Source organism: Burkholderia sp. B10 (genome assembly GCF_004368385.1).
GTDB lineage: Bacteria > Pseudomonadota > Gammaproteobacteria > Burkholderiales > Burkholderiaceae > Burkholderia > Burkholderia vietnamiensis.
The window spans coordinates 1-22,553 of the sequence record NZ_PQMX01000056.1 but is presented as its reverse complement, the minus strand read 5'-3'; the positions used below and the strand labels follow the sequence as shown (position 1 = coordinate 22,553).

Genomic DNA, 22,553 nt, shown 5'->3' with positions numbered 1-22,553 from the left:
CGACCATGACGCAAACGAGCATGACGTTGCGCCGCGCGCTCGTCGGCGCCGCGCTCGCGCTGGGCGTCGCGCTGCCGGCCGCCGCGCAGGCGCACGACGGCGGCGACAACGTGCACGCCATCCTGCAGCAGCCGGTGCCCGAAGCGCCGGGCCGACTCGCGGTGGTCGCGACCGTCGACTACGCGCCCGGTCAGGCATCCGCCGCCCACAAGCATCTCGGCTCGGTGTTCGCGGTCGTGTCGAAAGGCGAAGTGCTGTCGCAGGTGAACGACGGCCCGCTGCGCCGTTATCGCGCCGGCGAAGGCTGGTACGAGCCGCCCGGCTCGCGCCACATGGTGTCGCGCAATGCGAGCGCTACCGAACCGGCGCAGCTCGTCGTGTTCGGGTTGACCGGCGAGCATCAGCCGCTGAAGTCGCCGATCGACCAGTGATCGGGGCGCCACGCAAAGGCACGCGCCGTAAACGAGAAAACCGGCCCGAAGGCCGGTTTCGTACCGCGTGCCGTGAGCGGCGCTCGCGCGCCGCACGACATCAGAAGCGGTGGATCATGCCGACGCCAGCAGCGATCTGGTTCTGCTTCGAACCTGCGCCCACGCCGTCGCCGATCGACGTCGTTGCTGCCTGGATGCCGCCAGTCTTGTTCAGCGTGTTGCCGCTTGCGTGCTGGTAAGCCTCGACTGCGTACAGGCCCGTGCGCTTCGACAGGCTGTAGTACTGCGACAGCGTGACCTGGTGGTACTTGGCCGAGCTCGAGATGCCGTTCGACTGCGTTGCCGCCGTGTACGAGTAGCCTGCCGCGAAGTCCCACTGCGGCGCTGCCTTCCAATGCAGCACGGCGCCTGCCGTGTTGAAGATCGCCGTGTTGCGGAACGCCGAACCGACGCCCGGAACGTACTGGACGTTCGTGTACGACACGGACACGTCCCATGCCGGCGTGAACTGGTAGCCGGCCGTCACACCGAGGCGCTGCTGCGTTTGCGCCGTCTGGTAGCCGCTGTTGATCGACGACACGGCCGGCTGGCCGCCGCTCGTGACCGTCGAGTTGTCGCCCCACACGCCGCCGCCGAGCGTCGAGTTGTTGACCTTCTGGAAGCCGACCGCGATGCCTGCCGGGCCGTTCAGGTACTGGATCGCCGCGCTCCAGGTCGAGCCGCGGTTGAAGCTGCCTGCGACGCCGCCGAGCGAGTACGAACCGCCGACCGTGAAGCCGTAGAACTTCGGCGACATGTAGACGAGCGAGTTGTTCGCGCGGTAGCTGGTGTCGAGCGAGTCGATATCGCCCGGGTGTGCGCCGTAGTAACCGGTCAGCCAGGTCGTCGGGCTATACGGCGACAGCAGCGTGTAGTACGCGGTGTACTGACGGCCGGCCGTCAGCGTACCGTACGTCTGGTTGGTCAGGCCAACCCACGCCTGACGCGTGAAGATGCCGTTCGCCCATTGCGACGAGCCGTTGTTCGCGTTGAACCCGGCTTCCAGTTGGAAAATCGCCTTCGTGCCGCCGCCGAGGTCTTCGCTGCCCTTCAGGCCGAAGCGGCTGCCTGCCCAGATGCCGGTGGCCATCTGCACCTTCGAGTGGCCGCCCGAGGTCGCGCCGGTTCCCGACGAATTGTTCTGCCAAGCGATGGCGTTGTCGACGATACCGTACAGGGTCACGCTGCTCTGAGCGTGGGCTGCGGTTGCGGCTGCGAGACCCGCTGCCGTCATGGCGAAAGCGACGCGCTTTTTCATTGATTCTCCGTCCTCAAAGAATGATTTCTTTTCTGGTGTGGTTTTATGACTGACACATGTGCGAGTACATGCCGGTGCGATTCTGACGGATTACCAATCGTTTCCCAACACGTGCGGTCGGTCATCGTATGATCGACGCAACGCGGTGGTTCACCAAGCGGTTACCTAACACCTGAAAACGCTTACGCAGCGGGCCTTTCCGGCATTTCCCGGTGAAAACCCTAGCTTTACATTTTTACGGCTGTAACGCGACCGCCCGATGTCGTCAGACGCCTTCGGCACATAGTGCCCGGCCGAGGCGCGGACCCTGCCCGAAGACTGATCACACCGCCGCGCAGGATCGCTGACATTCATGACAGCCACATTTCTGAAAACGAAATCGTGAAAACGTTTTTGTACGGAGACGCGCGCTGAATGGAAACGGCCCGCGAGCGCGGGCCGAAGAATGCTGCGGAAGAATGCCGCCGAGCGACGCTGCTGCCGGCAGCGCGGCTCGGCGCGCGTCAGGACGCGCGTCCCGTCTGCGCGAGCCGCGCGTCGACCGCGCCGACGAGCGCGTTCAGGCGCGCACGAACCGCCGCGTTCGAGCCGACGAGGGCGAGCGACGCCGCCATGATCCGGTAGATGCGCTTGCGCGGCACTTTCGCCGGCCGGGCCGGATCGAGCCACGCGTCGTGGCCGGCGAGGCGTTCGAGCGTCTCGAGGCCGATCATGATCGGCCACAGACACGCCAGCCGCAGCCGCACGAAGCGGCGCGGAATCGCGAGCGTGTACAGGCATGCGTCGCGATACAGGTCGAGCGTCACGCGCAGCAGGTCGACCAGCACGCCGCGCGCACGCGCCGACGCGTGCGGCGCCATCAGTTCGGCGACGCCGACGCCGTGCGCGGCCAGCACGTCGTCCGGCAGATAGCAGCGGCCGATCCGCAGATCCTTCGGGCAATCGCGCAGGATGTTGGTCATCTGCAATGCCTTGCCGAAGCGGATGCCCTTCTCGCGCATGTCCGCGCAGTCCCAGCCGCGCGCGGCGCGCGTGTGCGCGGCCGTCATGTCGGTCCAGAATTCGCCGACGCAGCCGGCGACCAGGTACGTGTAGCGATCGAGCGCGTCGCGCGTCGGCAGCGACGCGACCTGCCCCGACTGCTCGTCGGGGAACGTGCGCAGGTCGAACTCCATCCCCGACGTGAGCGTTGCGACGACCTTGCGGATCGCCGCGCGGTCCGCGTCCGGCTGCGCGCGCAGCAGCGCGAGCATCGGCTCCATCGAGCCGAGCAGCACGTGCTCGTGGGAATCGGCCTGCATCCGCGTCACGTCGTCGAGCGAGCGCGACAGCGCCGCGCCGTCGCCGAGCCGCTCGATCTCGTCGCGCAGGCCATTCAGCAGCGTCGCGCGCCGCTCGGGCGCGACCAGCGCGGTGTCGGCGATGGTGTCGGCCGCGCGCGCGAGCAGATAGGCGAGGCCGACGGGTTCGCGCATGCCGTCGGGCAATACGCGCAGCGTCAGGTAGAAGGAGCGGGAAACGTTTTTCAGCAGATCGCCGAGCAGGTAGGCGGGTTCGGTATGAGTCGTCATGGGTCGGTCAGGGTCGGCCGGCGCGGGCGCCGGCCGCCAACCGGCGCCGGGCGCCCGCGCCGGCCCGCGATTCGCCGCACCGCCGCGTGCACGCGAGACGCGGCCCGACGCGGCGATGCAAAAGTCCCGCAAGTTTAGTGCATCCGGCGCGACTGCTGCCGCCGGCGCACCGACCGACCGCCGTGCGCGGCCCCCCCGCCTCGCCTGCCCCGCGCTTGCCGCGCCGCGCTCAGATCACGCGGAAGTGGTGCGTGCCGTCGCGCTTCAGTTGCTCGACCAGCCCGTACTCCCAGTCGAGATACGCCTGCATCGCCGCGCTCGCATTGTCGGTGCCCTCGTACGGCCGCCGGTAACGGTCGACGCGCGGCGAAGCCAGATGCGTGTCGCCGTGCTCGAGCGGCAGCCCCGCGTCGATCCACGCGGCCGTGCCGCCCGTCAGCACCGAGATGGGCGCGGACGCCGGCAGCAACGCGCGCGCGTCGTCGGCCGCGAAGCGCGCGAGCAGGCTCGACCCGCACGTGAACACGTAGCGCTGCGCAGACGGGATCGCGCGGAGCGCGTCGCGCAGCTGCGCACGCACGACGAACCACGCGCCGGGGATGTGGCGCTTCACGTAGTTGGCGCTGGTCGTCACGTCGACGATCGCGATCTCGCCGGCGCCCGCTTCGCGCAGCCAGCCGGCGAGCGTCGCCGGCGACACCTCGGCCACCTGCGGCGCGGCCGGCACGGCGCGCGGCGGCTGGCCGCGCTCGGTGAACGCGGCCGGATCGACCGGTTCGAGCACGCGCACGTCCCAGCCCATCTGCGCGAGCCACGACGCAGTCATGTCGGCGCGCACGCCGTCGTCGTCGGCCAGCACGATCCGCGCGCCGCGCACGGCCGCGTGATGATCGGTCTCCTGCACGAGCTGGCCGCCCGGCGTGCCGAGGAAGCCCGGCAAGTGGCCGGCTTCGTATTCTTCGGGCGTGCGCACGTCGAAGCGGTACAGCGTGCGGCCCGGCTCGTCGAGCGCGGCCAGTTCGGTGAGCGTGATGCGCGGCACGCCGGCGCGCTCGGCCACCGCGCGCGCCGCGCGGCGCGCTGCGTCGCGTTGCGCGGGCTCGACGTCGTCCGGGAAGCGCCGCGCGGCGCCATGCTCGAGCGTCTGTCCCGCGAGCGTCCAGCCGATCGTGCCGTTGCGCAGCGCGGCCACCGGGTTCGGCAGGCCGGCGTTGATCAGCGACTGCGTGCCGATGATGCTGCGCGTGCGGCCCGCGCAGTTCACCACGACCTGAGTCGCCGGGTTCGGCGCGAGCGCGCGCACGCGCAGCACGAGCTCCGCGCCCGGCACACTGGTCGAGGTCGGGATGTTCATCGTCTGGTATTCGTCGTAGCGGCGCGCATCGACGATCACGACGTCGGCCTGCGCGTCGATCAGCGCCTGCACTTCCTCGGCGGACAGCGACGGCGTGTGGCGCTCGGCTTCGACCCATTCGCCGAACGCCTTGCTCGGCACGTTGACGTCGATGAACAGCTCGCCGCCGGCCGCGCGCCAGCCCGCGAGGCCGCCGTCGAGCACGCGCACGTCGGTGTAGCCGAGCTGCGCGAGCTTCGCGGCGGCGCGCGGCGCGAGATCCTCGCCGCCGGCTTCGCCGAAGACGACGATCGGCGTGTCGCGGCGCGGAATGCGCGTCCATGCGTCGAGTTCGAGCTTCGACAGCGGCAAGTTGGCGGCCCACAACGGATGGCCCTGTGCGTACGGATCTTCCTCGCGCACGTCGATCAGCGCGAGTTCGTCGCGTGCCAGCAGGCGTGCGCGGACGTCTTCGCACGTCGCGACGGGAAAACGGGAAAGGGAATCGGCGGATTGCGTCACGGTGTCTCGGTCGGATTCGGTTGAAGTCGTTGAAAAGCGAAGCGGGCGTCGGATGGATGCCGGGCGCGCCGGGCGCGGCCCGCCGCGCTGCGGGTCATGCGTTCGAATAGCCGGAGATGAACGGCTTCACGGTGCCGTCGTCCAGGAACACGGCGCGCTCGACCTTGCCGATGTTCGCGCCATAGACGTGGATGCTGATCGACACCTGATCGGCGTACGCATTGGTCACGCGATGGATGTCGCCGATGCGCGGCGACACGGCCTCGACCTCGCCCGGCTGCAGCCGCACTGCGTCGCCCGACGGCACCGGCTTGCCGGTCGGGTCGAGCCGGTACGGCTGCGAAAACTCGCCGCCGCGCAGCATGCCGATCAGCCCCCACACCGTGTGGTTGTGGATCGGCGTGGCCTGGCCGGGGCCCCACACGAAGCTGACGACGGAAAACCGTTCGTCGGGGTCGAGATGCAGCAGGTACTGCCGGTAGCGCTCGGGATCGGGTTGCGCGAACGCGTCGGGCAGCCAGTCGTCGCGCGCGACCAGCGCGGCGAGCAGCGCGCCGCCGTCGTCGAGGATGCGCGCCTCGTTCGCGCCGGACGCGAGCAAGGCGCCCAGGCCTTCGACGAACGGGCGCAGCGGCGTGTGCTGCAACGAAAGCGTACTCATCGGGGTCTCCTCGAATAAAAATGCCCGGCTTGATCGATCGTCATGATGCACCTGGTCGTGCATGCAGAACAAACGTGAAAATCAGCGATATCGATGCTTTGTGGTGGTCGTGCGTTGCCGAACGCCGGGCCGGACCGAGCCGCACCTCGGCGGGGCTCGGGATCACGCAGCCAGTGATCGCGCATCGCGTGCGAAGTCCCGCGCAAGTCTGCGGCGCCTTCGCCCGGCGCGCCGATGTGGCGGCTCGAGCCCGTTCGGCGACGCACGCACGGCGTGGTCCGGCCTGCGCGGTATGCCCCATCGCCGTCCTTACGCATCGCCTCGATCGAACGGCCGCGCAGCGTGCGGCGCGCTGCGCGAACTCGCGCCGTCGCTCGGCGCGCTGCGCGCCGCCGCCGCCGCCTCGAGCGCCGCGCGGCCGGCCGCCACCGCGATCGCATCGTCCTGCGGCGTATGCACGCGTCCGCACAGCACGTCGCGATAGTGACGTTCGAGCGGATTGTGGCGGCTCAACCCGTGGTTGCCGGACAGCTTCAACGCATGCTCGACGACGCGGATCGCCTGCTCCGTCACGGTTCGCTTGACGAGGCCGCTCGTCGTCACCGTCGGCGCGTCGCCCGCATCGGTGCGCGCGATGTGCTCGTCGAGCAGCACGCGGTTCGCGTGCAGCCAGCCTTCGATCTCGCCGATGGCCTCCTGCACGCGCGGCAGCGTCGCGAGCGGCGCGCCGAGACCGCTCGGCGCGCGGGTCGTCGCGAACCCGAGCAGCCAGTCGCGCGACGCGCGCGCGACCGCATCGTAGAGACTGCCGAGCAGCGCGACCATCCATGCCTGCTGGTCGGTCTGCGCGTCGATGTCCGCGTGGCTCGCGGCCGACACGGCCCACGCGCCGGGCGCGCGCACGTCGACCGCATGATCGGCGGGCAGCCACACGTCGTCGAACACGACCTCGTGGCTGCCCGACGCGCGCAGGCCCAGATGATCCCAGCTTTCGATCACACGAATCCGCGCGTCGTCGTGCCCGTCGCCGTCGCGCCGCACCAGGAACACGCCGACGCGCGGCTCTGGCTCGTCGGTGCGCGCCCAGACGGCCAGCCAGCGCAGCGCCGGAATCCCGGTGCTGTACAGCTTGTGGCCCGACAGCCGCCAGCCGTCGCCGTCGCGGCGCGCGATCGTCTCCGGCAGCCCGCCGCGCGACGGCGAGCCGAGCGCCGGCTCGACCCGCAACGCGTTGATCAGCGCACCTTCGTCGACGGCGCTGTCGAACACCGCGCGCCTCACGCGCGCAGGCCAGCGGCTGTCCGCACGGCCGAGCGCGCGATGCTGCAGATACGTCATCGTCAGCACCAGCGCGGTCGCCGGGTCGGCGCGCGCGATCGCGGCGACGATGCGGCTCGCCTGCGCGAGCGTCGCGCCCGCGCCGCCATGCTCGCGCGGCACGACCTGCGCGATCAGCCCGGCGCGATGCAGCCGCGCGAAGTTCTCGTGCGGGAAACGGCCGTCGACGTCGTTGCGCGCGGCGTCGGCGGCGAGTTCGGGCGCGAGCCGCTCGAGCAACGCGGCGACGCGTGCATCGTCGGCGGGCAGATGACGCAGTGACGATTGCGCCGGAAGCGGCGCGGAAGCGGCAAGGCTGGCGGACATCGGTACGGTTTCCCTTCGGTGACGGGTAGCGGGGCAGCGTTGGATCGACGCGCGAGCGTCGTGCCCGCGCCGACGGCCGTCTGCGCGCCGACTTCGCCGCTCGGCATGCGTGCGCGCCGACCGTTTGCGCCCGTGCAGCAGCAAGCCCGCACAAGCGCCGGCAGACGCCCTGTCGATCCATTCGGAGCGCACAGCGTATGCGCAGCATGGTGCCCGCCCAAACCATGCAAATCTGATATTGAAATCGGCAATCGTTATTTCCGTTGCGCCTGATCCGGACGGTAATCTGCGCTGCATTCCTGCCCCGCCGGCCGCAGCTGGCACGGCGGGCCTTCCTTGCATCGGAGACCGAGATGAGCGTTGAATTCATCGGCATGATCCAGAGCCAGAAGCAGTCGGAAATTCATCCGGCCACTGGCCCGGCCGTCGACCCCGACTACGTGCGCGACTTCGCGCGCGCCCATGAAACGGCCGGCTTCGACCGAATTCTCGTCCCGCATCACTCGACCAGCCCGTCCGCGACGCTGACGATCGCGTTCGCCGCCGCCGCGACCGAGCGCATTCACTTCATGCTCGCGCATCGTCCCGGCTTCATCGCGCCGACGCTCGCCGCGCGGGAGATCGCGACGCTCGACCAGTTCAGCCGCGGCCGCCTCGCCGTGCACTTCATCTCGGGCGGCTCCGACAGCGAGCAGCAGCGCGACGGCGATTTCCTCGACCACGACGCACGCTATGCGCGCACCGACGAATATCTCGGCATCCTGCGCCGCATCTGGACCGAGTCGCAGCCGTTCGATCACGACGGCGCGCACTATCGCTTCAGGCAGGGCTACTCGGAAGTGAAGCCGCACCAAAAGCCGCACGTGCCGATCTATTTCGGCGGCGCGTCGGAAGCGGCGCTCGCGGTCGCCGGCAAGCACGCGGACGTCTATGCGCTGTGGGGCGAATCGCTCGACCAGGTGCGCGACCTCACGACCCGCGTGCGCGCCGAAGCCGCGAAACACGGCCGGCAGGTGCGCTTCTCCGTGTCGTTCCGGCCGATCCTCGCGGCCACCGAGGACGAAGCGTGGGCGCGCGCCCACCGCATCCTCGACGAAACGCGCCGGCTGCGCGAAGCCGCAGGTCTGGGCACCGGCGACCCGCAGCAGAGCGAAGGCGCACGGCGTCTGCTCGCGGCGGCCGAGCGCGGCTCGCGCGTCGACAAGCGGCTGTGGACCGAGATCGCGAAACTCACCGGCGCGCGCTCGAATTCGACCGCGCTGGTCGGCACGCCCGAACAGGTCGCCGACGCCTTGCTCGACTACTACGACCTCGGCGTGACGACGTTCCTGATCCGCGGCTTCGATCCGCTCGAGGACGCGCTCGACTACGGCCGCGAACTGATCCCGCGCGTGCGCAGCGGCGTCGCCGCCCGCGACGCCGCGCGCCGCGCCGCCTGACGCGCACGGAGACCGCCGCCATGTCCGCCGTCCTGTCTTCCACGTCGCGCACGCGCACCGCGTCGGGCCTCGTGCTCGCCGAGGCGCCGCGCCAGCACTTCTGGTTCGATCCGCCGGCCCCGCGCATCGACGTCGCCGCCGAGCGCCGCCACCGTCAGGAGCGGCTCGCGGCCGCGTTCCGCCTGTTCGCGCGCTTCGGCTTCGCGGCCGGGCTCGCCGGCCACATCACCGCGCGTGATCCGGAGCTGCCCGACCACTTCTGGGTGAATCCGCTCGGCGTGCATTTTTCGCAGATCAAGGTGTCGGACCTGCTGCTCGTCAACGCGCGCGGCGAAACCGCGATCGGCAGCCGGCCGCTGAACAAGGCCGCGTTCGCGATCCACGCGGCGATTCACGACGCGCATCCGCATCTCGTCGCGGCCGCCCATACGCATTCGACCTACGGCAAGGCGTGGTCGACACTCGGCCGCCCGCTCGATCCGCTCACGCAGGACGCGTGCGTGTTCTACGAGGACCACGCGCTGTTCAACGACTTCACGGGAATGGTCGTCGACACCAGCGAAGGCGCGCGCATCGCCGATGCGCTCGCGCGGCCCGACGGCTCCACGCACAAGGGCGTGATCCTGAAGAACCACGGCATCCTGACGGCCGGCCCGAGCGTCGAGGCGGCCGCGTGGTGGTACATCGCGCTCGACAACGCCGCGCATACGCAGTTGCTGGCCGAAGCGGCCGGCACGCCGCAACCGATCGATCATGCGACCGCGCGGCACACGCACGGCCAGATCGGCGGCCCGGACGGCGCGTTGCACGCGTTCGACAGCCTGTTCCAACGCGTCGTCGCCGACGAACCCGACCTGCTCGACTGAGCGCCCTTGCGCACGACCGGAACCGGAGACCACACGAATGACCGATACCACCGCATCCGCGCCGGCCGGCGCCCGCCACCACCAGCGTCGCCGGCTGCTGCGCGCGGCCGGCGCCGTCGCGCTGGCCGCGCCCGCGATCACGCTGGGCCGCAAGGCCTGGTCCGCGGCGCCGCTGAAAAAGCTCACGTTCGCATGGAACCAGAACGCGTTCTGCCTGACGCCGATCGTCGTCGCGCAGGAACGCGGCTTCTTCGAGAAGAACGGGCTGAAGGTCGACCTGATCAACTACAGCGGCTCGACCGACCAGCTGCTCGAAGCGATCGCGACCGGCAAGGCCGACGCCGCGGTCGGGATGATCCATCGCTGGCTCAAGCCGCTCGAAGCCGGCTTCGACGTGAAGATCATCGGCAGCTCGCACGGCGGCTGCGTGCGGCTCGTCGGCGCGAAGGCGGCCGGCGTCACGACGCTGCAGGCGCTGAAGGGCAAGACGGTCGGCGTCAGCGATCTCGCCGCGCCCGGCAAGCACTTCTTCTCGATCCTGCTCGCGAAGAACGGCATCGACCCCGAGCGCGACATCACGTGGCGCCAGTATCCGGCCGACCTGCTCGGCGTCGCCGTCGACAAGGGCGAGATCCAGGCGATCGCCGACGGCGACCCGAACCTCTACCTGCTCGAAAAGCGCAGCAACGGCGCGTATGCGGAACTCGCGACGAACCTGTCCGGCGAATACGCGCGCAAGGTGTGCTGCGTGATCGGCGCGCGCGGCGAACTGGTGCGCAACGATCGGCCGGCCGCGGCCGCGCTCGCGCGCTCGATCGTGCAGGCCACCGAATACACGCACGACAACCCGAACGAAGCCGCGAAGGTGTTCGCGAAGTATTCGCCGAAGATCAGCCCCGACGACCTGCGCAAGCTGTACGCGACGCTGACCTACACGCACCATCCGACCAACGTCGACCTGCAGCAGGAAATCGCGTTCTATGCGGACGATTTCCGCCGCATCAACGTGCTGAAGAAAAGCACCGACCCGCAGCGCTTCGCGCAGCAGGTCTATGCGAACGTGCTGGGGTGAGCCGATGTCGACGATCGAACCCGCCTCCGCCGCACGCCGCGCGTCCATCGCGGGCGCATCCGCGGCCGCCGCGTCCGCGGCCGGCTGCACGGCCTGCGACGCGACGCTCGCCGCCGAAGCGCGCCGCGCGCGCAACTGGCCGACCGGCGTCGCCGCCGCGCTCGCGTGGAGCGCGCTCGGCGCGCTGACGCGGCTGTGGCCCAACCGCATCGCCGGTTTCAGCGACTGGGCGTATACCGACGCGTTCGGCGCCGCCGCATGGGCGATCGCCGCGCTGCTGCTGCTCGCCGCGACGCTCGGCCAGCGCGTGCCGGCCACGCGCGCGCAGCTCGCCCGCGTGCGGCCGGCCGGCCCGTGGCTCGTCGCGCTGCCGCTCGTGCTCGCCGCGTGGGAGGTCGCGACCGCGAAAACCGCCTGGCTGCCGACGCCGTTCTTCGCGCCGCCGCAGGCGCTCATCGAGGTCTACGTCGACGACTGGCCGCGCCTCGCCGGCAGCGCCGCCAACACGCTGAAGCTGCTGTCGATCGGCTTCGCGTACGGCGTCGCGGTCGGGTTCGCGGTCGGCGTGTCGATCGGCTGGTCGCGCCGCATCGGCTACTGGGTGCATCCGGTGCTGCGTGTGCTCGGGCCGGTGCCGGCCACCGCGCTGCTGCCGCTCACGTTCTACTTCTTCCCGACCAGCTATTCGGCCGCCGCGTTCCTGATCGCGCTGGCCACCGGCTTCCCGGTCGCGGTGCTGACGTGGTCGGGCGTCGCGAGCGTGAACCGGCAGTACTACGACGTCGCCCGCACGCTCGGCGCGAACGCCCGCTTCCTGGTGTTGCGGGTCGCGATTCCGGCCGCGCTCCCGCACGTGTTCGTCGGCATCTTCATGGGGCTCAGCGCATCGTTCACGGTGCTCGTCGTGGCCGAGATGATGGGCGTCAAGTCGGGGCTCGGCTGGTATCTGAGCTGGGCGCAGGGCTGGGCATCGTACGTGAACATGTATGCGGCGCTGATCGTGATGGCGCTGCTGTTTTCCGGGCTGATCGCGCTGCTGTTCGCCGTGCGCGACCGCGTGCTCGCCTGGCAGAAAGGAACCGTCAAATGGTAAGCGCCGCCGCTGTGGAACCGCTCGCCGCGACCGCGCCCGTCGCCGGAAACGCCACGCCGCCGCGCGGTGCACGTATCGACGTCCGCCGCGTCAGTCATGCGTTCGACGGCCCCGGCGGCCCGCTGCCGGTGCTCGACGACGTCACGCTGTCGGTCGCCGCCGGCGAGTTCGTCGCGCTGCTCGGGCCGAGCGGCTGCGGGAAATCGACGCTGCTGCGGCTCGTCGCCGGGCTCGATGCCGCGCGGCAAGGCACGATCGCGCAGGACGGCGTGCCGATCGAGCAGCCCGACCCGTCGCGGATCGTCGTGTTCCAGGACCCGACGCTCTACCCGTGGCGTCGCGTGCGCGCCAACGTCGCGCTCGGCCTCGAAGCGCGCGGCGTCGCGCGCCGCGCCCAGCATCGCGTCGACGATGCGCTGGCGCGCGTCGGGCTGCAGGAATTCTCGAACGCGTTTCCGCATCAGCTGTCGGGCGGGATGGCGCAACGCGTCGCGCTGGCGCGCGCGCTCGTCAATGACCCGCGCCTGCTGATCCTCGACGAGCCGCTCGGCAAGCTCGATTCGCTGACGCGCCTGACCATGCAGGCCGAGCTCACCGCGCTGTGGCAACGCGACGGCTTCTCGGCGCTGCTCGTCACGCACGATGTCGAGGAGGCGCTGTTTCTCGCCCAGCGCGTGATCGTGTTCGGGCCGCGGCCGGCGCGCATCGTCGCGGAGCTGCGCGTCGACCTGCCCTATCCGCGCCATCGCGGCGATCCGCGGCTCGCCGAGCTGCGCCACGAGGCGCTGCGGCATCTCGGACTCGATGCGAGCTGGTAGATGCACGGCGTCGCTCGCCGAACCGGCGCTTTGCCTCGACACGCGCGGCGCGGATGAACGCGCTGCCGTTTGCCGATTGGGCGCTGCGGTTCCTGCAACTGCTGTATCGCGCGCAGCTCGCGTGTGCGCAAACGCTCCATGCGCTGGGCCTGACCGGCGACGCCGACGGCCAGGCCGCGTGGCCGTGGGCGCAGCGGGTCGCGCTCGAAACGCTGCGCATCGACGCCGGCCTCACGCGGCAGCTTGCGTTCGCCGTCGCGGCGACCGTGTTCGCCGCGGCGCTCGGCTGCGTCGCGATCGCGAGCCGCAAGTACCGTGCGGCCGCGTCGATCGCCGGGCTCGCCGGCGCTTGCTTCGCGCCGTGGCCGCCGGCTTCGCTGTGGCTCGCGCCCGCCGTGCCGACCAGCTTCCAGCGCAATCCCGAACCGTTTTCCGTCGCGAACGTGATGCACGGCGCGCGCCTGTATGGGCAGCATTGCGCGGCCTGTCATGGTGCGGACGGCCGCGGCGAGGGACCGCTCGCGGCGACGCTCGCGCATTGGCCGCCGACCTTCGCGGGCGCGCTGCTCGCGCGGCGGCTGGACGGCGAACTGTACTGGCGCGTGCGCCACGGCACCCGCGACGCGCACGGCGCGACCTCGATGCCGGGCTTTGCGGCGACGCTCGGGCCGGCCGACACGTGGGCCGTGCTCGATTACCTGAAAGCGCTGTCGGCCGGCAGCGGTGCGCGCGCCGAGGGCGCGTGGCCCGTGCCCGTCCCGCTGCCGGCGCTCGACGTGCGCTGCGGCGATGCGGCGCCGCAGCCGCTCGCGCGCTGGCGCGATGGCCAGCGCGTGCGGATCGTCGCGCTCGCCGCGGGCGCCACGCCGCCTCGCGAGGATCCGCGCTGGCAGACGCTGATCTTGACCGGGGACGACGCTCGTATGTCGGCCGCACCGGACGCGCCGGCCGGCGCACGCGCGAACTGCGTCGCGACGACGGCCGGCGCATGGCAGGCGTTCGCGACGATCGCGGGCGTGCCGCCCGATGCGTTCGGCGGCACGCAGCTGCTCGCCGACCGGCGCGGCTGGCTACGCGCCCGCGCATTGCCGGGCAGCGCCGGCTGGTCCGCCGACGACCTGCTATGCCGCGCGCAGACGAGCACGCGCCCGTCCGACGCCGCCGCAAACGCCGATCCGCTGACCGCGCTGCTGCTGCGCGTGGACAGCGAGCCCGTGCAGGACGTGCAGGCCGGGCTGCCGCATTGACACCCCGAACCGTTTCTCCGCCCGAACCGAACCGACCCGACGATGAATCCGAACCGACGCCACTTCCTCGCGCAGGCCAGCGCACTCGCCGCCACCTTCGGCACCACGCCGGCCATCCTCCATGCGCAATCGGGCACGCGGCCGCTGCTGCGCGCCGGCGACCAGAAAGGCGGGCTGCGCGCGCTGCTCGAAGCGGCCGGCGAGCTGAACGGCGTCGCCTACGACATCGCGTGGACCGAGTTTCCGGCCGCCGCGCCGCTCGCCGAAGCGCTGAACGCAGCGGCCGTCGACTGCGGGCCGATCGGCGACGCGCCGGTGATCTTCGCGCTCGCGTCGGGCGCGCGCCTCAAGGTGATCGGCGCGAACCGCTCGGACCCATACGGCACCGCGGTGCTCGTGCGGCCCGACGCAGCGCTGAAAGACACGGCCGATCTGAAGGGCAAGCGCATCGGCACCACGCGCGGCTCGATCGGCCATTTCGTCACGCTGAAGGCGCTCGATGCGGCCGGCCTGCCGCCCGACGCCGTGTCGTTCCGCTTCCTGCCGCCGGCCGACACGATGCTTGCGCTCGCCACCGGATCGATCGACGCATGGGCGACGTGGGAACCGTACACCGCGCTCGCCGAAACGAGCGGCCGCGCGCGCGTGCTCGTCAACGGCCGCGGGCTGTGGTCGGGCCTCAGCTACATCGCGGCCACCGATGCCGCGATCGCGGCGAAGCGCGACGTGCTGCGCGACTTCGTGCAACGCGTGGTGCGTGCGCAGGCATGGTCGTACCGGCACGTCGACGCGTATTCCGCGACGCTCGCGCGCATCATCGGCATCCCGCCGGCGGCGGCAAAGCTGCAGTTCGAGCGGCGCAACACGCGCTGGCAACCGATCGACGCGGCGGTGATCGCGCAGCAGCAGCGCACCGCCGATTTCTATCTGAAGGCCGGGCTGCTGCGCGAGTCGCTCGACGTGCGCGCGACGTTCGACCGCGGCTTCCCGCTCGCGTGACCGGCCGGCGCCGCGCGCGCAGGCAGGCAGGCAGGCAGGCGCAGGCAAACACGCGAGCAACCGTCCAAACGGCCGGCGCACGATCTGGCACAATCGCGATTCGCCCATCCCGTGTTTGCCAGCCAGCGTCATGCCAGCCATTTCAGAACTGTTCGTCTACCCGATCAAATCCTGCGCCGGCATCGCGCTGCCGCGCGCGCAATTGCTGGAGACGGGCCTCGCGTACGATCGCCACTGGCTGATCACCACACCCGACGGGATGATGATCACGCAGCGCACGCATCCGCGGCTCGCGCTGATCCGCACCGCGCTCGAGCACGACGCGCTGGTGCTGAACGCGCCGGGCATGCCCGAGATCCGCACGCCGCTCGACGGCGATGCGACGCCCGCCACGCCCGCGATGGCGGCGACCGTGTGGCGCGACACCGTCGACGCGATCGACACGGGCGCCGAGACGGCCGCATGGCTCACGCAATTCGTCGGTACGCCGTTGAAGCTCGCCCGCTTCGGCGACGGCGCGCGCCGCGGCTGCAACCGCAAATGGACCGGCGACGTCGATACCCACACGCAGTTCGCCGACGGCTATCCGCTGCTCGTGATCGGCCAGTCGTCGCTCGACGACCTGAACGCGCGGCTCGCCGCGAAAGGCGCGCCCGCGATTCCGATGAACCGCTTCCGCCCGAACCTCGTCGTGTCGGACCTCGATGCGTACGAGGAAGACTTCGTCGAGCATCTCGACGCGGCCGGCGCGACGCCCGTGCGGCTGCGCCTCGTGAAGCTGTGCACGCGCTGCCCGATCCCGACGATCGACCAGGCGAGCGGCAAGCCGAACCCGCAATGGCCGCACGAGCCGACCGACACGATGCAGACGTATCGCGCGAATCCGAACTTCGACGGTGCGCTGACGTTCGGCATCAACGCGATCGTCGTCGCGGGCGCGGGCGCATGGCTCGAAGTCGGGCAGGCGCTCGACGCGCAGCTGGGGTTCGGGGACTGAGGGGAAGTGGACGCGTCGCTCGCGGCGCGTCGGTTTTGCTGCTGCTCGGCGCCAACGTTCGTTCGTAGCGCCGCCTTCTGACGCGCCGGTTCCGAGGCTCGTTCGTACCGGCCGCCTCAGCCGCTCGGCCTCCACCACCAGTCCCTACCCCGCCTCCGGCAACACCGGCAGCCACACCGTCACGATCAATCCCCCGCCGTCCGCATCGGCGAGCGTCACGCTGCCTCGATGCACGCGCGCGATCTCGCGCACGATCGACAGCCCGAGCCCGGTGCCCTCGATCGTCTGCGTGGTGCTGCCGCGATGAAAACGTTCGAACACCGCATCGCGCTCGCCGGCCGGAATGCCCGGCCCGTCGTCGATCACGTCGAGGCGCGCGTGCGCGCCGTCGCGCGACACGCGCACGGTGATCACCGCGCGGTCGCCCGCGTAGCGGATCGCGTTGTCGATCAGGTTGCCGATCAGTTCGCCGAGCAGGTCCGGCTGACCGAGTACGTCGACGTCGACGTCGGCGTCGTGCTCGAAGCCGAGGTCGATGTCGCGCGCACGCGCGACCGGCGACCAGTCGAGCGTCGCGCTGCGGGCGATCCGGTGCAGCGCGACCGGCTGATGCGCGACCGCGTGGCCGCTGTCCGAATCGAGCCGCGACAGCGACAGCAATTGCTGGACGATCTTCGCCGCCTGCCGCACGGCGCCGTTCGCGCGCCGCAGATGCGCAGTCGCGCGCGGCTGCTCGTCGGGCCGCAGCGCCAGTTCGACACCCGCCTGCACGGCGGCGAGCGGCGTCTTCAGCTGATGGGCGGCATCCGCGAAGAAACGCCGCCGCGCCAGTTGCATCCGCTGCGTGCGCGCGATGTACAGATTGATCGACTCGACCAGCGGCGCGAGTTCGCTCGGCATGCCGGCCGTGTCGAGCGGCGTCGGATCGCCGTCGCTGCGCGCGGCGACCGTCGCCGACAGCCGGTTCAGCGGTCGCAGCCCGCGCCCGACGCCGAGCCACACGATCCCGAGCGCCAGCACGACCAGCAGCCCTTCCTGCAGCAGCGACCCGGTCAGGATCTCGCGCGCGAGCGCCTGGCGCGCCTCGATCGTCTCGCCGACCATCACCCACACGATGCGCGTCTGCGCGCTCGGCACGTCGTGGACGGGCACGCGCAGTGCGGCCATCCGCAACTGCTCGCCGCGATACACGACGTCGTAGTACTGCGTGACGAACAGCGCGCCGCCGCGCGGCGGCAGCGGCAGGTCGGGGTAGCCGGTGATCGTGCGGCCGCGATCGTCGCGGATCAGGTAGTAGATCTTGCCGCCGTCCCCGGACTCGAACATCTCGAGCGCGAGATACGGCAGGTCGACCTCGATCTCGCCGTCGTTGAGCCGCACGCCTTCCCGGATCGACTTCAGCGACGACGACAGCGTGCGGTCGAACGCGACGTGCGCGGCGCTCATCGCGCGCTGGTAGGTGAGCCACGAGTCGAGCGCGAGCAGGCCGAGCAGCGGCAGCAGCAGCCACAGCGCGACCTGCGTGCGCAGGTTCGGGCGGATCGTCACGCCGCCGCCCGCGGATGCGTCGGCGCGCGCCTCATGCGGCGGCCTTCGCTTCGAGCAGGTAGCCGAGCCCGCGCAGCGTGACGATCGCGACGCCGGTGTTCTCCAGCTTTTTCCGCAGCCGGTACACGTAGATCTCGATCGCGTCCGCGTTCACCGACTCGTCGAGCCCGAAGATCTTCTCCGACAGCGTCTCCTTGTTGATCGCGCGGCCGTTGCGCAGGATCAGCACCTCCAGCACCGAGCGTTCGCGCGGCGTGAGCGACAGCGCAGCGCCGGCGAGCTGGAAGCTGCGGTCGACGCTGTCGTACGCGAGCGGCCCGCATTCGATCCGCGAGTGCTCGTGGCCGAGGCTGCGCCGGATCAGCGCGCGGGCGCGCGCCTCCAGCTCCGTCAGTTCGAACGGCTTGGCCAGATAATCGTCGGCGCCGAGATCGAGCCCCTTCACGCGGTCCTCGACCGAACCGTGCGCCGTGAGAATCAGCACCGGCACCGGATTGCGACGCGCGCGCAAGCGGCGCAGCACCTCGAGCCCGTCGAGCTTCGGCAGCCCGAGATCGAGGATCACCAGCGCGTAGTCCTGCGTGCGCAGCACGTGATCGGCGGCTTCGCCGTCCGCCATGTGATCGACCGCGAAGCGCGCGGCGCTCAGCGCGTCGTGCAGCGACTGCGCGAGGTTCGGGTTGTCTTCGACGAGCAGCACACGCATTCGGATTCCGTAAGGTCAGCGACAGGCCGCTACATTACATGATCCTTTCCACGCCGACGCTTCGCGCAAATACCGGTTGCGCGCCCGCGCAGCCGCGCCCGCAGCCCCATCGTCTCCGGGAAATCCATGACCCGCCGGACGCGATCGCTCAAGAAAATGAAAGCAGGATGAAAGTGCCGCGCAATTAACATCCGCGTCACTCGAACCACACACGCATCACTGGAGGAAGACATGCCGTTTGCACCGAAGCCGCTCGCCGCCGCGCTGGCACTCGTCGCGGGCACCGCCGTCGCACAGGTTCCCGCCGGATATCCGGGCAGCTATCAGGGCGTCGTGGACGCCGCGAAGAAGGAAGGCAAGCTGATCGTCTACTCGACCACCGACACGGGCCTCGTGCGCCCGCTGATCAAGGACTTCGAAAGCCTGTACGGCGTGAAGGTCGAATACAACGATATGAACAGCACCGAGCTGTACAACCGCTACATCAGCGAGAACGCCGCCAGCAGCACGAGCGCCGACGTGCTGTGGAGCTCCGCGATGGACCTGCAGGTGAAGCTCGTCAACGACGGCCTGATGGCGTCGTACGATTCGCCCGAAAGCCAGCACGTGCCGCAATGGGCGCAATACCAGAAGCAGGCGTACGGCACGACGTTCGAGCCGCTCGCGATCGTCTACAACAAGCGCCTGATCCCCGAGAACGAAGTGCCGAAGACGCGCGCCGACCTGATCCGGCTGCTCACGACGCAGGCCGACAAGTTCAAGGGCAAGGTCACGACCTACGACATCGAGAAGTCCGGCGTCGGCTTCAACTACCTGACGCAGGACGCGCACGTGAACGAAAAGGTCACGTGGGAGCTGGTGAAGGCGATCGGCGCGACCGGCCCGAAACTGCAGTCGAGCACGGGCGCGATGATGGAGCGCATCTCGTCCGGCGAGAACCTGATCGGCTACAACATCATCGGCTCGTATGCATACGCGAAGGCGAAGAAGGACAAGTCGATCGGCTACGTGTTTCCGAAGGACTACACGCAGGTCGTGAGCCGCCTCGCGACGATCTCGAAGAAGGCGAAGAACCCGAACGCCGCGAAGCTGTGGGTCGACTATCTGCTGTCGAAGCGCGGCCAGACGCTGATCGCGAACCAGGCGAACCTGTATGCGATCCGCACGGACGTCGCCGGCGAAACGTCGGCCGCGAGCCTCACGAAAGAGCTCGGCGACTCGCTGAAGCCGATCCAGATCGGCACCGGCCTGCTCGTGTATCTCGACCAGTCGAAGCGGCTCGCATTCCTGAAGCAATGGCAGCAGGCGATCAAGCGCTGATCCGCTGATGCGCTGACCCGCCGAGCCCCGGCCGCCCGCCGAAAATGCCGCGGGCCGGCCGCTTCCCGTTACCGACTTTCCGTAGGCGGCCATCCGGATGGCCGCAGGGGTGTACTCATGCTTTCAACCAGCACACGGGCAACGACGCCGGCCGTTGCGCGCACCACCGGCCCCGGCGACGCGATCCCCGCGCTCCCGGCCAACGGCCTGCAGCCGCTCGCCGGCATGCTGCGCTGGATCGTCGTCGCGGTGCTGACCATCGCGGTCGCGCTGCCGCTCGGCTTCATCCTGTTCCAGAGCCTGCTCACCGCGCCGTTCTTCGACGCGAACAAGACGCTCGGCGTCGAGGGCTTCCGCTTCATCTTCGCCGATCCCGATTTCTGGTCGGCCGTGAAGAACTCGTTCATCATCGCCGGCGGGATGCTGTTCATCTCGATCCCGCTCGGCGGCATCCTGGCGTTCGTGATGGTGCGCACCGACCTGCCCGGCCGCCGCTGGCTCGAGCCGCTGCTGCTCACGCCGGTGTTCGTGTCGCCGATGGTGCTCGCGTTCGGCTACGTCGTCGCGGCCGGCCCGGTCGGTTTCTACTCGGTCTGGTTCCGGCAGCTGTTCGGCGTGCAGGACGTGCCGTGGAACGTGTACTCGATCCTCGCAATCACGGTGATCGTCGGCCTCACGCACGTGCCGCACGTGTACCTGTACTCGTCGGCGGCGCTGCGCAATCTCGGCTCGGACGTCGAGGAAGCCGCACGCGTGACGGGCGCACGTCCGTTCCGCGTCGCGCTCGACGTGAGCCTGCCGATGACGATGCCCGCGCTGCTGTTCGCCGGCGTGCTGGTGTTCTTCCTCGGCTTCGAGGTGTTCGGGCTGCCGCTCGTGCTCGGCGACCCCGAAGGCCACCTCGTGCTCGCGACCTACCTGTACAAGCTGACCAACAAGCTCGGCGTGCCGTCGTATCACCTGATGGCCGCGGTCGCGGTGTGCATCGTCGCGATCACGTTTCCGCTGGTGCTGCTGCAGCGCCGGCTGCTGAAGACGGCGAACCGCTTCGTCACCGTCAAGGGCAAGGCCGGCCGCTCGACCGTGCTGCCGCTCGGCGCATGGCGCTGGGTCGCGCTCGCGATCGTCGCGCTGTGGCTCGCGCTGACCGTCATCGTGCCGATCTCCGGCATCGTGCTGCGCGCGTTCGTGACCAACTGGGGCGAAGGCGTGCCGCTCGCCGACGTGCTGACGCTGGCGAACTTCGTCGAACTGTTCGAGCAGGACAACCTCGTGCGCGCGATCGTCAACACGCTCGGCATCGGCGTGATCGGCGGCGCGCTCGCGGTCGGCTTCTACTCGCTGGTCGCGTTCGCGGGTCATCGCCGCCACGACTGGGCGACCCGGCTGCTCGACTACCTCGTGCTGCTGCCGCGCGCGGTGCCGGGCCTGCTCGCCGGCCTCGCGTTCCTGTGGATCTTCCTGTTCGTGCCGGGCCTGCGCGAGCTGAAGAACTCGATGTGGAGCATCTGGATCGCGTACACCGTCGTGTGGCTCGCGTACGGGATGCGGCTGATCCAGAGCGCGCTGCTGCAGGTCGGCCCGGAACTCGAGGAAGCCGGCCGCAGCGTCGGCGCGACGCGCAGCCGCGTGTCGCTCGACGTGACGCTGCCGCTCGTGCGCTTCGGGCTGCTCGCCGCGTGGCTGCTGATCTTCATGATCTTCGAGCGCGAATACTCGACGGCCGTCTACCTGCTGTCGCCCGGCACCGAAGTGATCGGCGCGCTGCTCGTGTCGCTGTGGGCGACCGGCGCCGTCGACCAGGTCGCCGCACTGTCTGTCATCAACATCGCGATGGTCGGCGCCGGACTCGGCGTGGCCCTGCGCTTCGGAGTGAAACTTCATGGATAAGCTCATCGTCGACGACCTGCATCTCAGCTACGGCGCCAACCCGATCCTCAACGGCGTGTCGTTCGAACTGAAGGCCGGCGAAGTCGTGTGCCTGCTCGGCGCGTCGGGCAGCGGCAAGACCACGCTGCTGCGCGCGGTGGCCGGCCTCGAACAGCCGTCCGGCGGGCGCATCCAGCTCGACGGCCGCGTGTTCTTCGACGGCGCACAGCGCATCGACCTGCCCGTCGAACAGCGCTCGCTCGGCCTCGTGTTCCAGTCGTACGCGCTGTGGCCGCACCGCACCGTCGCCGACAACGTCGGCTACGGGCTCACGCTGCGCCGCGTGGCGGCTGCCGAACAGAAGCGCCGCGTGCAGGCCGCGCTCGACCAGCTCGGCCTCGGTCATCTGGCCGAACGCTTCCCGCATCAACTGTCGGGCGGCCAGCAGCAGCGCGTCGCGATCGCGCGCGCGCTCGTCTACAACCCGCCGGTGATCCTGCTCGACGAGCCGCTGTCGAACCTCGACGCGAAGCTGCGCGAGGAAGCGCGGGCGTGGCTGCGCGAACTGATCGTGTCGCTCGGGCTGTCGGCGCTGTGCGTGACGCACGACCAGACCGAGGCGATGGCGATGTCCGACCGCATCCTGCTGCTGCGCAACGGCCGCATCGAGCAGGAAGGCACGCCGGCCGAGCTGTACGGCGCACCGCGCTCGCTGTACACGGCCGAATTCATGGGCAGCAACAACCGGATCGATGCGCGCGTCGCGGCCGTCGACGGCGAGAGCGTGACGCTGGCCGGCGACGGCTGGCAGCTGCAGGCGCTCGCGCGCGACACGTTCGCGCCCGGCCAGCCCGCGCAGGCCGTGATCCGGCTCGAACGCGTGCAGGTCGTCGACGGCCCCGGCGCGAACCGGCTGCAGGCCGATCTCGTCACGTCGATGTATCTCGGCGATCGCTGGGAATACCTGTTCCATCGCGGCGACATGCGGCTGCGCGCGTTCGGCCACGCACCGCGCGCGGCGGGCGCGCACTGGATCGAATTCCCGGCCAACGACTGCTGGGCGTTCGCGAAGGCGGGCTGAGCCGCCTGCGGCGGCCCGCGCGCCGCCGCATCCCCCACC

The 22,553-nt window shown here is 70.2% G+C and carries 19 protein-coding genes; 12 read left to right on the top strand and 7 right to left on the bottom strand.

Going from position 1 to position 22,553, the window contains the following annotated elements:
* Positions 1-5: 5 nt before the first annotated feature.
* Entirely contained in the window at positions 6-431 is a 426-nt protein-coding gene (locus C3Y15_RS23535; protein ID WP_011882115.1) for a cupin domain-containing protein, read from the top strand.
* Positions 432-531: 100 nt separating this feature from the next.
* Here the strand turns inward: C3Y15_RS23535 and C3Y15_RS23530 are convergent, their stop codons facing one another.
* The 5 genes from C3Y15_RS23530 to C3Y15_RS23505 form a co-directional block, all read right to left on the bottom strand.
* Positions 532-1,728 (bottom strand): porin, encoded by a 1,197-nt coding sequence (locus tag C3Y15_RS23530; RefSeq protein WP_011882114.1) that lies wholly within the window; start codon positions 1,726-1,728, stop codon positions 532-534.
* Between the two features lie 503 nt (positions 1,729-2,231).
* Positions 2,232-3,299 carry a phytoene/squalene synthase family protein gene (locus C3Y15_RS23520; protein WP_059461074.1) on the bottom strand — a complete coding sequence of 356 codons (1,068 nt, stop codon included), beginning with the start codon at positions 3,297-3,299 and terminating at the stop codon, positions 2,232-2,234.
* Between the two features lie 229 nt (positions 3,300-3,528).
* Positions 3,529-5,154, bottom strand: coding sequence for a rhodanese-related sulfurtransferase (locus tag C3Y15_RS23515; protein WP_069246498.1), 1,626 nt, complete (start codon positions 5,152-5,154; stop codon positions 3,529-3,531).
* Positions 5,155-5,248: 94 nt separating this feature from the next.
* Positions 5,249-5,815, bottom strand: coding sequence for a cysteine dioxygenase (locus C3Y15_RS23510; RefSeq protein WP_014724967.1), 567 nt, complete (start codon positions 5,813-5,815; stop codon positions 5,249-5,251).
* 309 nt (positions 5,816-6,124) lie between these two features.
* Positions 6,125-7,459, bottom strand: a complete 1,335-nt coding sequence (locus tag C3Y15_RS23505) for an acyl-CoA dehydrogenase family protein (protein ID WP_069246499.1) — start codon at positions 7,457-7,459, stop codon at positions 6,125-6,127.
* A 353-nt stretch (positions 7,460-7,812) separates the two neighbouring features.
* Between C3Y15_RS23505 and C3Y15_RS23500 the strand changes: the two genes are divergently transcribed.
* The 8 genes from C3Y15_RS23500 to C3Y15_RS23465 all read left to right on the top strand — a co-directional run bounded on the left by C3Y15_RS23500 (position 7,813) and on the right by C3Y15_RS23465 (position 15,990).
* Positions 7,813-8,898 carry an LLM class flavin-dependent oxidoreductase gene (locus C3Y15_RS23500; RefSeq protein ID WP_011882109.1) on the top strand — a complete coding sequence of 362 codons (1,086 nt, stop codon included), beginning with the start codon at positions 7,813-7,815 and terminating at the stop codon, positions 8,896-8,898.
* Between the two features lie 20 nt (positions 8,899-8,918).
* Complete coding sequence (locus tag C3Y15_RS23495) at positions 8,919-9,764, top strand: class II aldolase/adducin family protein (RefSeq protein ID WP_011882108.1); 846 nt, start codon at positions 8,919-8,921, stop codon at positions 9,762-9,764.
* Between the two features lie 37 nt (positions 9,765-9,801).
* Entirely contained in the window at positions 9,802-10,836 is a 1,035-nt protein-coding gene (locus C3Y15_RS23490; RefSeq protein ID WP_011882107.1) for an ABC transporter substrate-binding protein, read from the top strand.
* 4 nt (positions 10,837-10,840) lie between these two features.
* Positions 10,841-11,929, top strand: a complete 1,089-nt coding sequence (locus C3Y15_RS23485; RefSeq protein WP_059734493.1) for an ABC transporter permease subunit — start codon at positions 10,841-10,843, stop codon at positions 11,927-11,929.
* Positions 11,923-12,747: an ABC transporter ATP-binding protein gene (locus C3Y15_RS23480; RefSeq protein WP_034193495.1), complete on the top strand. Its 825-nt coding sequence runs from the start codon at positions 11,923-11,925 to the stop codon at positions 12,745-12,747. The genes C3Y15_RS23485 and C3Y15_RS23480 overlap by 7 nt, the downstream gene beginning before the upstream one ends.
* Before the next feature lie 53 nt (positions 12,748-12,800).
* Positions 12,801-13,994 carry a cytochrome c gene (locus C3Y15_RS23475; RefSeq protein WP_124259681.1) on the top strand — a complete coding sequence of 398 codons (1,194 nt, stop codon included), beginning with the start codon at positions 12,801-12,803 and terminating at the stop codon, positions 13,992-13,994.
* A 42-nt stretch (positions 13,995-14,036) separates the two neighbouring features.
* Entirely contained in the window at positions 14,037-14,993 is a 957-nt protein-coding gene (locus C3Y15_RS23470; protein ID WP_124259682.1) for an ABC transporter substrate-binding protein, read from the top strand.
* Positions 14,994-15,123: 130 nt separating this feature from the next.
* Positions 15,124-15,990, top strand: coding sequence for an MOSC N-terminal beta barrel domain-containing protein (locus C3Y15_RS23465; protein ID WP_124259683.1), 867 nt, complete (start codon positions 15,124-15,126; stop codon positions 15,988-15,990).
* Positions 15,991-16,134: 144 nt separating this feature from the next.
* Here C3Y15_RS23465 and C3Y15_RS23460 read toward each other — a convergent pair whose 3' ends face one another.
* Both C3Y15_RS23460 and C3Y15_RS23455 read right to left on the bottom strand, forming a co-directional pair.
* Positions 16,135-17,538 carry a sensor histidine kinase gene (locus C3Y15_RS23460; RefSeq protein WP_059461081.1) on the bottom strand — a complete coding sequence of 468 codons (1,404 nt, stop codon included), beginning with the start codon at positions 17,536-17,538 and terminating at the stop codon, positions 16,135-16,137.
* A 31-nt stretch (positions 17,539-17,569) separates the two neighbouring features.
* Positions 17,570-18,244 carry a response regulator gene (locus tag C3Y15_RS23455; protein ID WP_011882100.1) on the bottom strand — a complete coding sequence of 225 codons (675 nt, stop codon included), beginning with the start codon at positions 18,242-18,244 and terminating at the stop codon, positions 17,570-17,572.
* A 231-nt stretch (positions 18,245-18,475) separates the two neighbouring features.
* Between C3Y15_RS23455 and C3Y15_RS23450 the strand changes: the two genes are divergently transcribed.
* The 3 genes from C3Y15_RS23450 (at position 18,476) to C3Y15_RS23440 (ending at position 22,514) form a co-directional block, all read left to right on the top strand.
* Complete coding sequence (locus C3Y15_RS23450) at positions 18,476-19,564, top strand: ABC transporter substrate-binding protein (RefSeq protein ID WP_011882099.1); 1,089 nt, start codon at positions 18,476-18,478, stop codon at positions 19,562-19,564.
* A 117-nt stretch (positions 19,565-19,681) separates the two neighbouring features.
* The gene (locus C3Y15_RS23445) at positions 19,682-21,454 is read left to right on the top strand and encodes an iron ABC transporter permease (RefSeq protein ID WP_014724978.1); all 1,773 of its coding nucleotides are present in this window, start codon (positions 19,682-19,684) and stop codon (positions 21,452-21,454) included.
* The gene (locus C3Y15_RS23440; RefSeq protein ID WP_059734502.1) at positions 21,447-22,514 is read left to right on the top strand and encodes an ABC transporter ATP-binding protein; all 1,068 of its coding nucleotides are present in this window, start codon (positions 21,447-21,449) and stop codon (positions 22,512-22,514) included. The genes C3Y15_RS23445 and C3Y15_RS23440 overlap by 8 nt, the downstream gene beginning before the upstream one ends.
* Positions 22,515-22,553: the final 39 nt, after the last annotated feature.

What these genes read in the sequence shown, in the direction of transcription:
- C3Y15_RS23535 (WP_011882115.1), top strand. Translation starts at nt 6, where the DNA reads ATGACGCAAACGAGCATGACGTTGCGCCGCGCGCTCGTCGGCGCCGCG.
- C3Y15_RS23480 (WP_034193495.1), top strand. Translation starts at nt 11,923, where the DNA reads ATGGTAAGCGCCGCCGCTGTGGAACCGCTCGCCGCGACCGCGCCCGTC.
- C3Y15_RS23530 (WP_011882114.1), bottom strand. Translation starts at nt 1,728, where the DNA reads ATGAAAAAGCGCGTCGCTTTCGCCATGACGGCAGCGGGTCTCGCAGCC.
- C3Y15_RS23505 (WP_069246499.1), bottom strand. Translation starts at nt 7,459, where the DNA reads ATGTCCGCCAGCCTTGCCGCTTCCGCGCCGCTTCCGGCGCAATCGTCA.
- C3Y15_RS23520 (WP_059461074.1), bottom strand. Translation starts at nt 3,299, where the DNA reads ATGACGACTCATACCGAACCCGCCTACCTGCTCGGCGATCTGCTGAAA.
- C3Y15_RS23445 (WP_014724978.1), top strand. Translation starts at nt 19,682, where the DNA reads ATGCTTTCAACCAGCACACGGGCAACGACGCCGGCCGTTGCGCGCACC.
- C3Y15_RS23465 (WP_124259683.1), top strand. Translation starts at nt 15,124, where the DNA reads ATGCCAGCCATTTCAGAACTGTTCGTCTACCCGATCAAATCCTGCGCC.
- C3Y15_RS23490 (WP_011882107.1), top strand. Translation starts at nt 9,802, where the DNA reads ATGACCGATACCACCGCATCCGCGCCGGCCGGCGCCCGCCACCACCAG.
- C3Y15_RS23450 (WP_011882099.1), top strand. Translation starts at nt 18,476, where the DNA reads ATGCCGTTTGCACCGAAGCCGCTCGCCGCCGCGCTGGCACTCGTCGCG.
- C3Y15_RS23510 (WP_014724967.1), bottom strand. Translation starts at nt 5,815, where the DNA reads ATGAGTACGCTTTCGTTGCAGCACACGCCGCTGCGCCCGTTCGTCGAA.
- C3Y15_RS23475 (WP_124259681.1), top strand. Translation starts at nt 12,801, where the DNA reads ATGAACGCGCTGCCGTTTGCCGATTGGGCGCTGCGGTTCCTGCAACTG.
- C3Y15_RS23500 (WP_011882109.1), top strand. Translation starts at nt 7,813, where the DNA reads ATGAGCGTTGAATTCATCGGCATGATCCAGAGCCAGAAGCAGTCGGAA.
- C3Y15_RS23440 (WP_059734502.1), top strand. Translation starts at nt 21,447, where the DNA reads ATGGATAAGCTCATCGTCGACGACCTGCATCTCAGCTACGGCGCCAAC.
- C3Y15_RS23470 (WP_124259682.1), top strand. Translation starts at nt 14,037, where the DNA reads ATGAATCCGAACCGACGCCACTTCCTCGCGCAGGCCAGCGCACTCGCC.
- C3Y15_RS23485 (WP_059734493.1), top strand. Translation starts at nt 10,841, where the DNA reads ATGTCGACGATCGAACCCGCCTCCGCCGCACGCCGCGCGTCCATCGCG.
- C3Y15_RS23455 (WP_011882100.1), bottom strand. Translation starts at nt 18,244, where the DNA reads ATGCGTGTGCTGCTCGTCGAAGACAACCCGAACCTCGCGCAGTCGCTG.
- C3Y15_RS23495 (WP_011882108.1), top strand. Translation starts at nt 8,919, where the DNA reads ATGTCCGCCGTCCTGTCTTCCACGTCGCGCACGCGCACCGCGTCGGGC.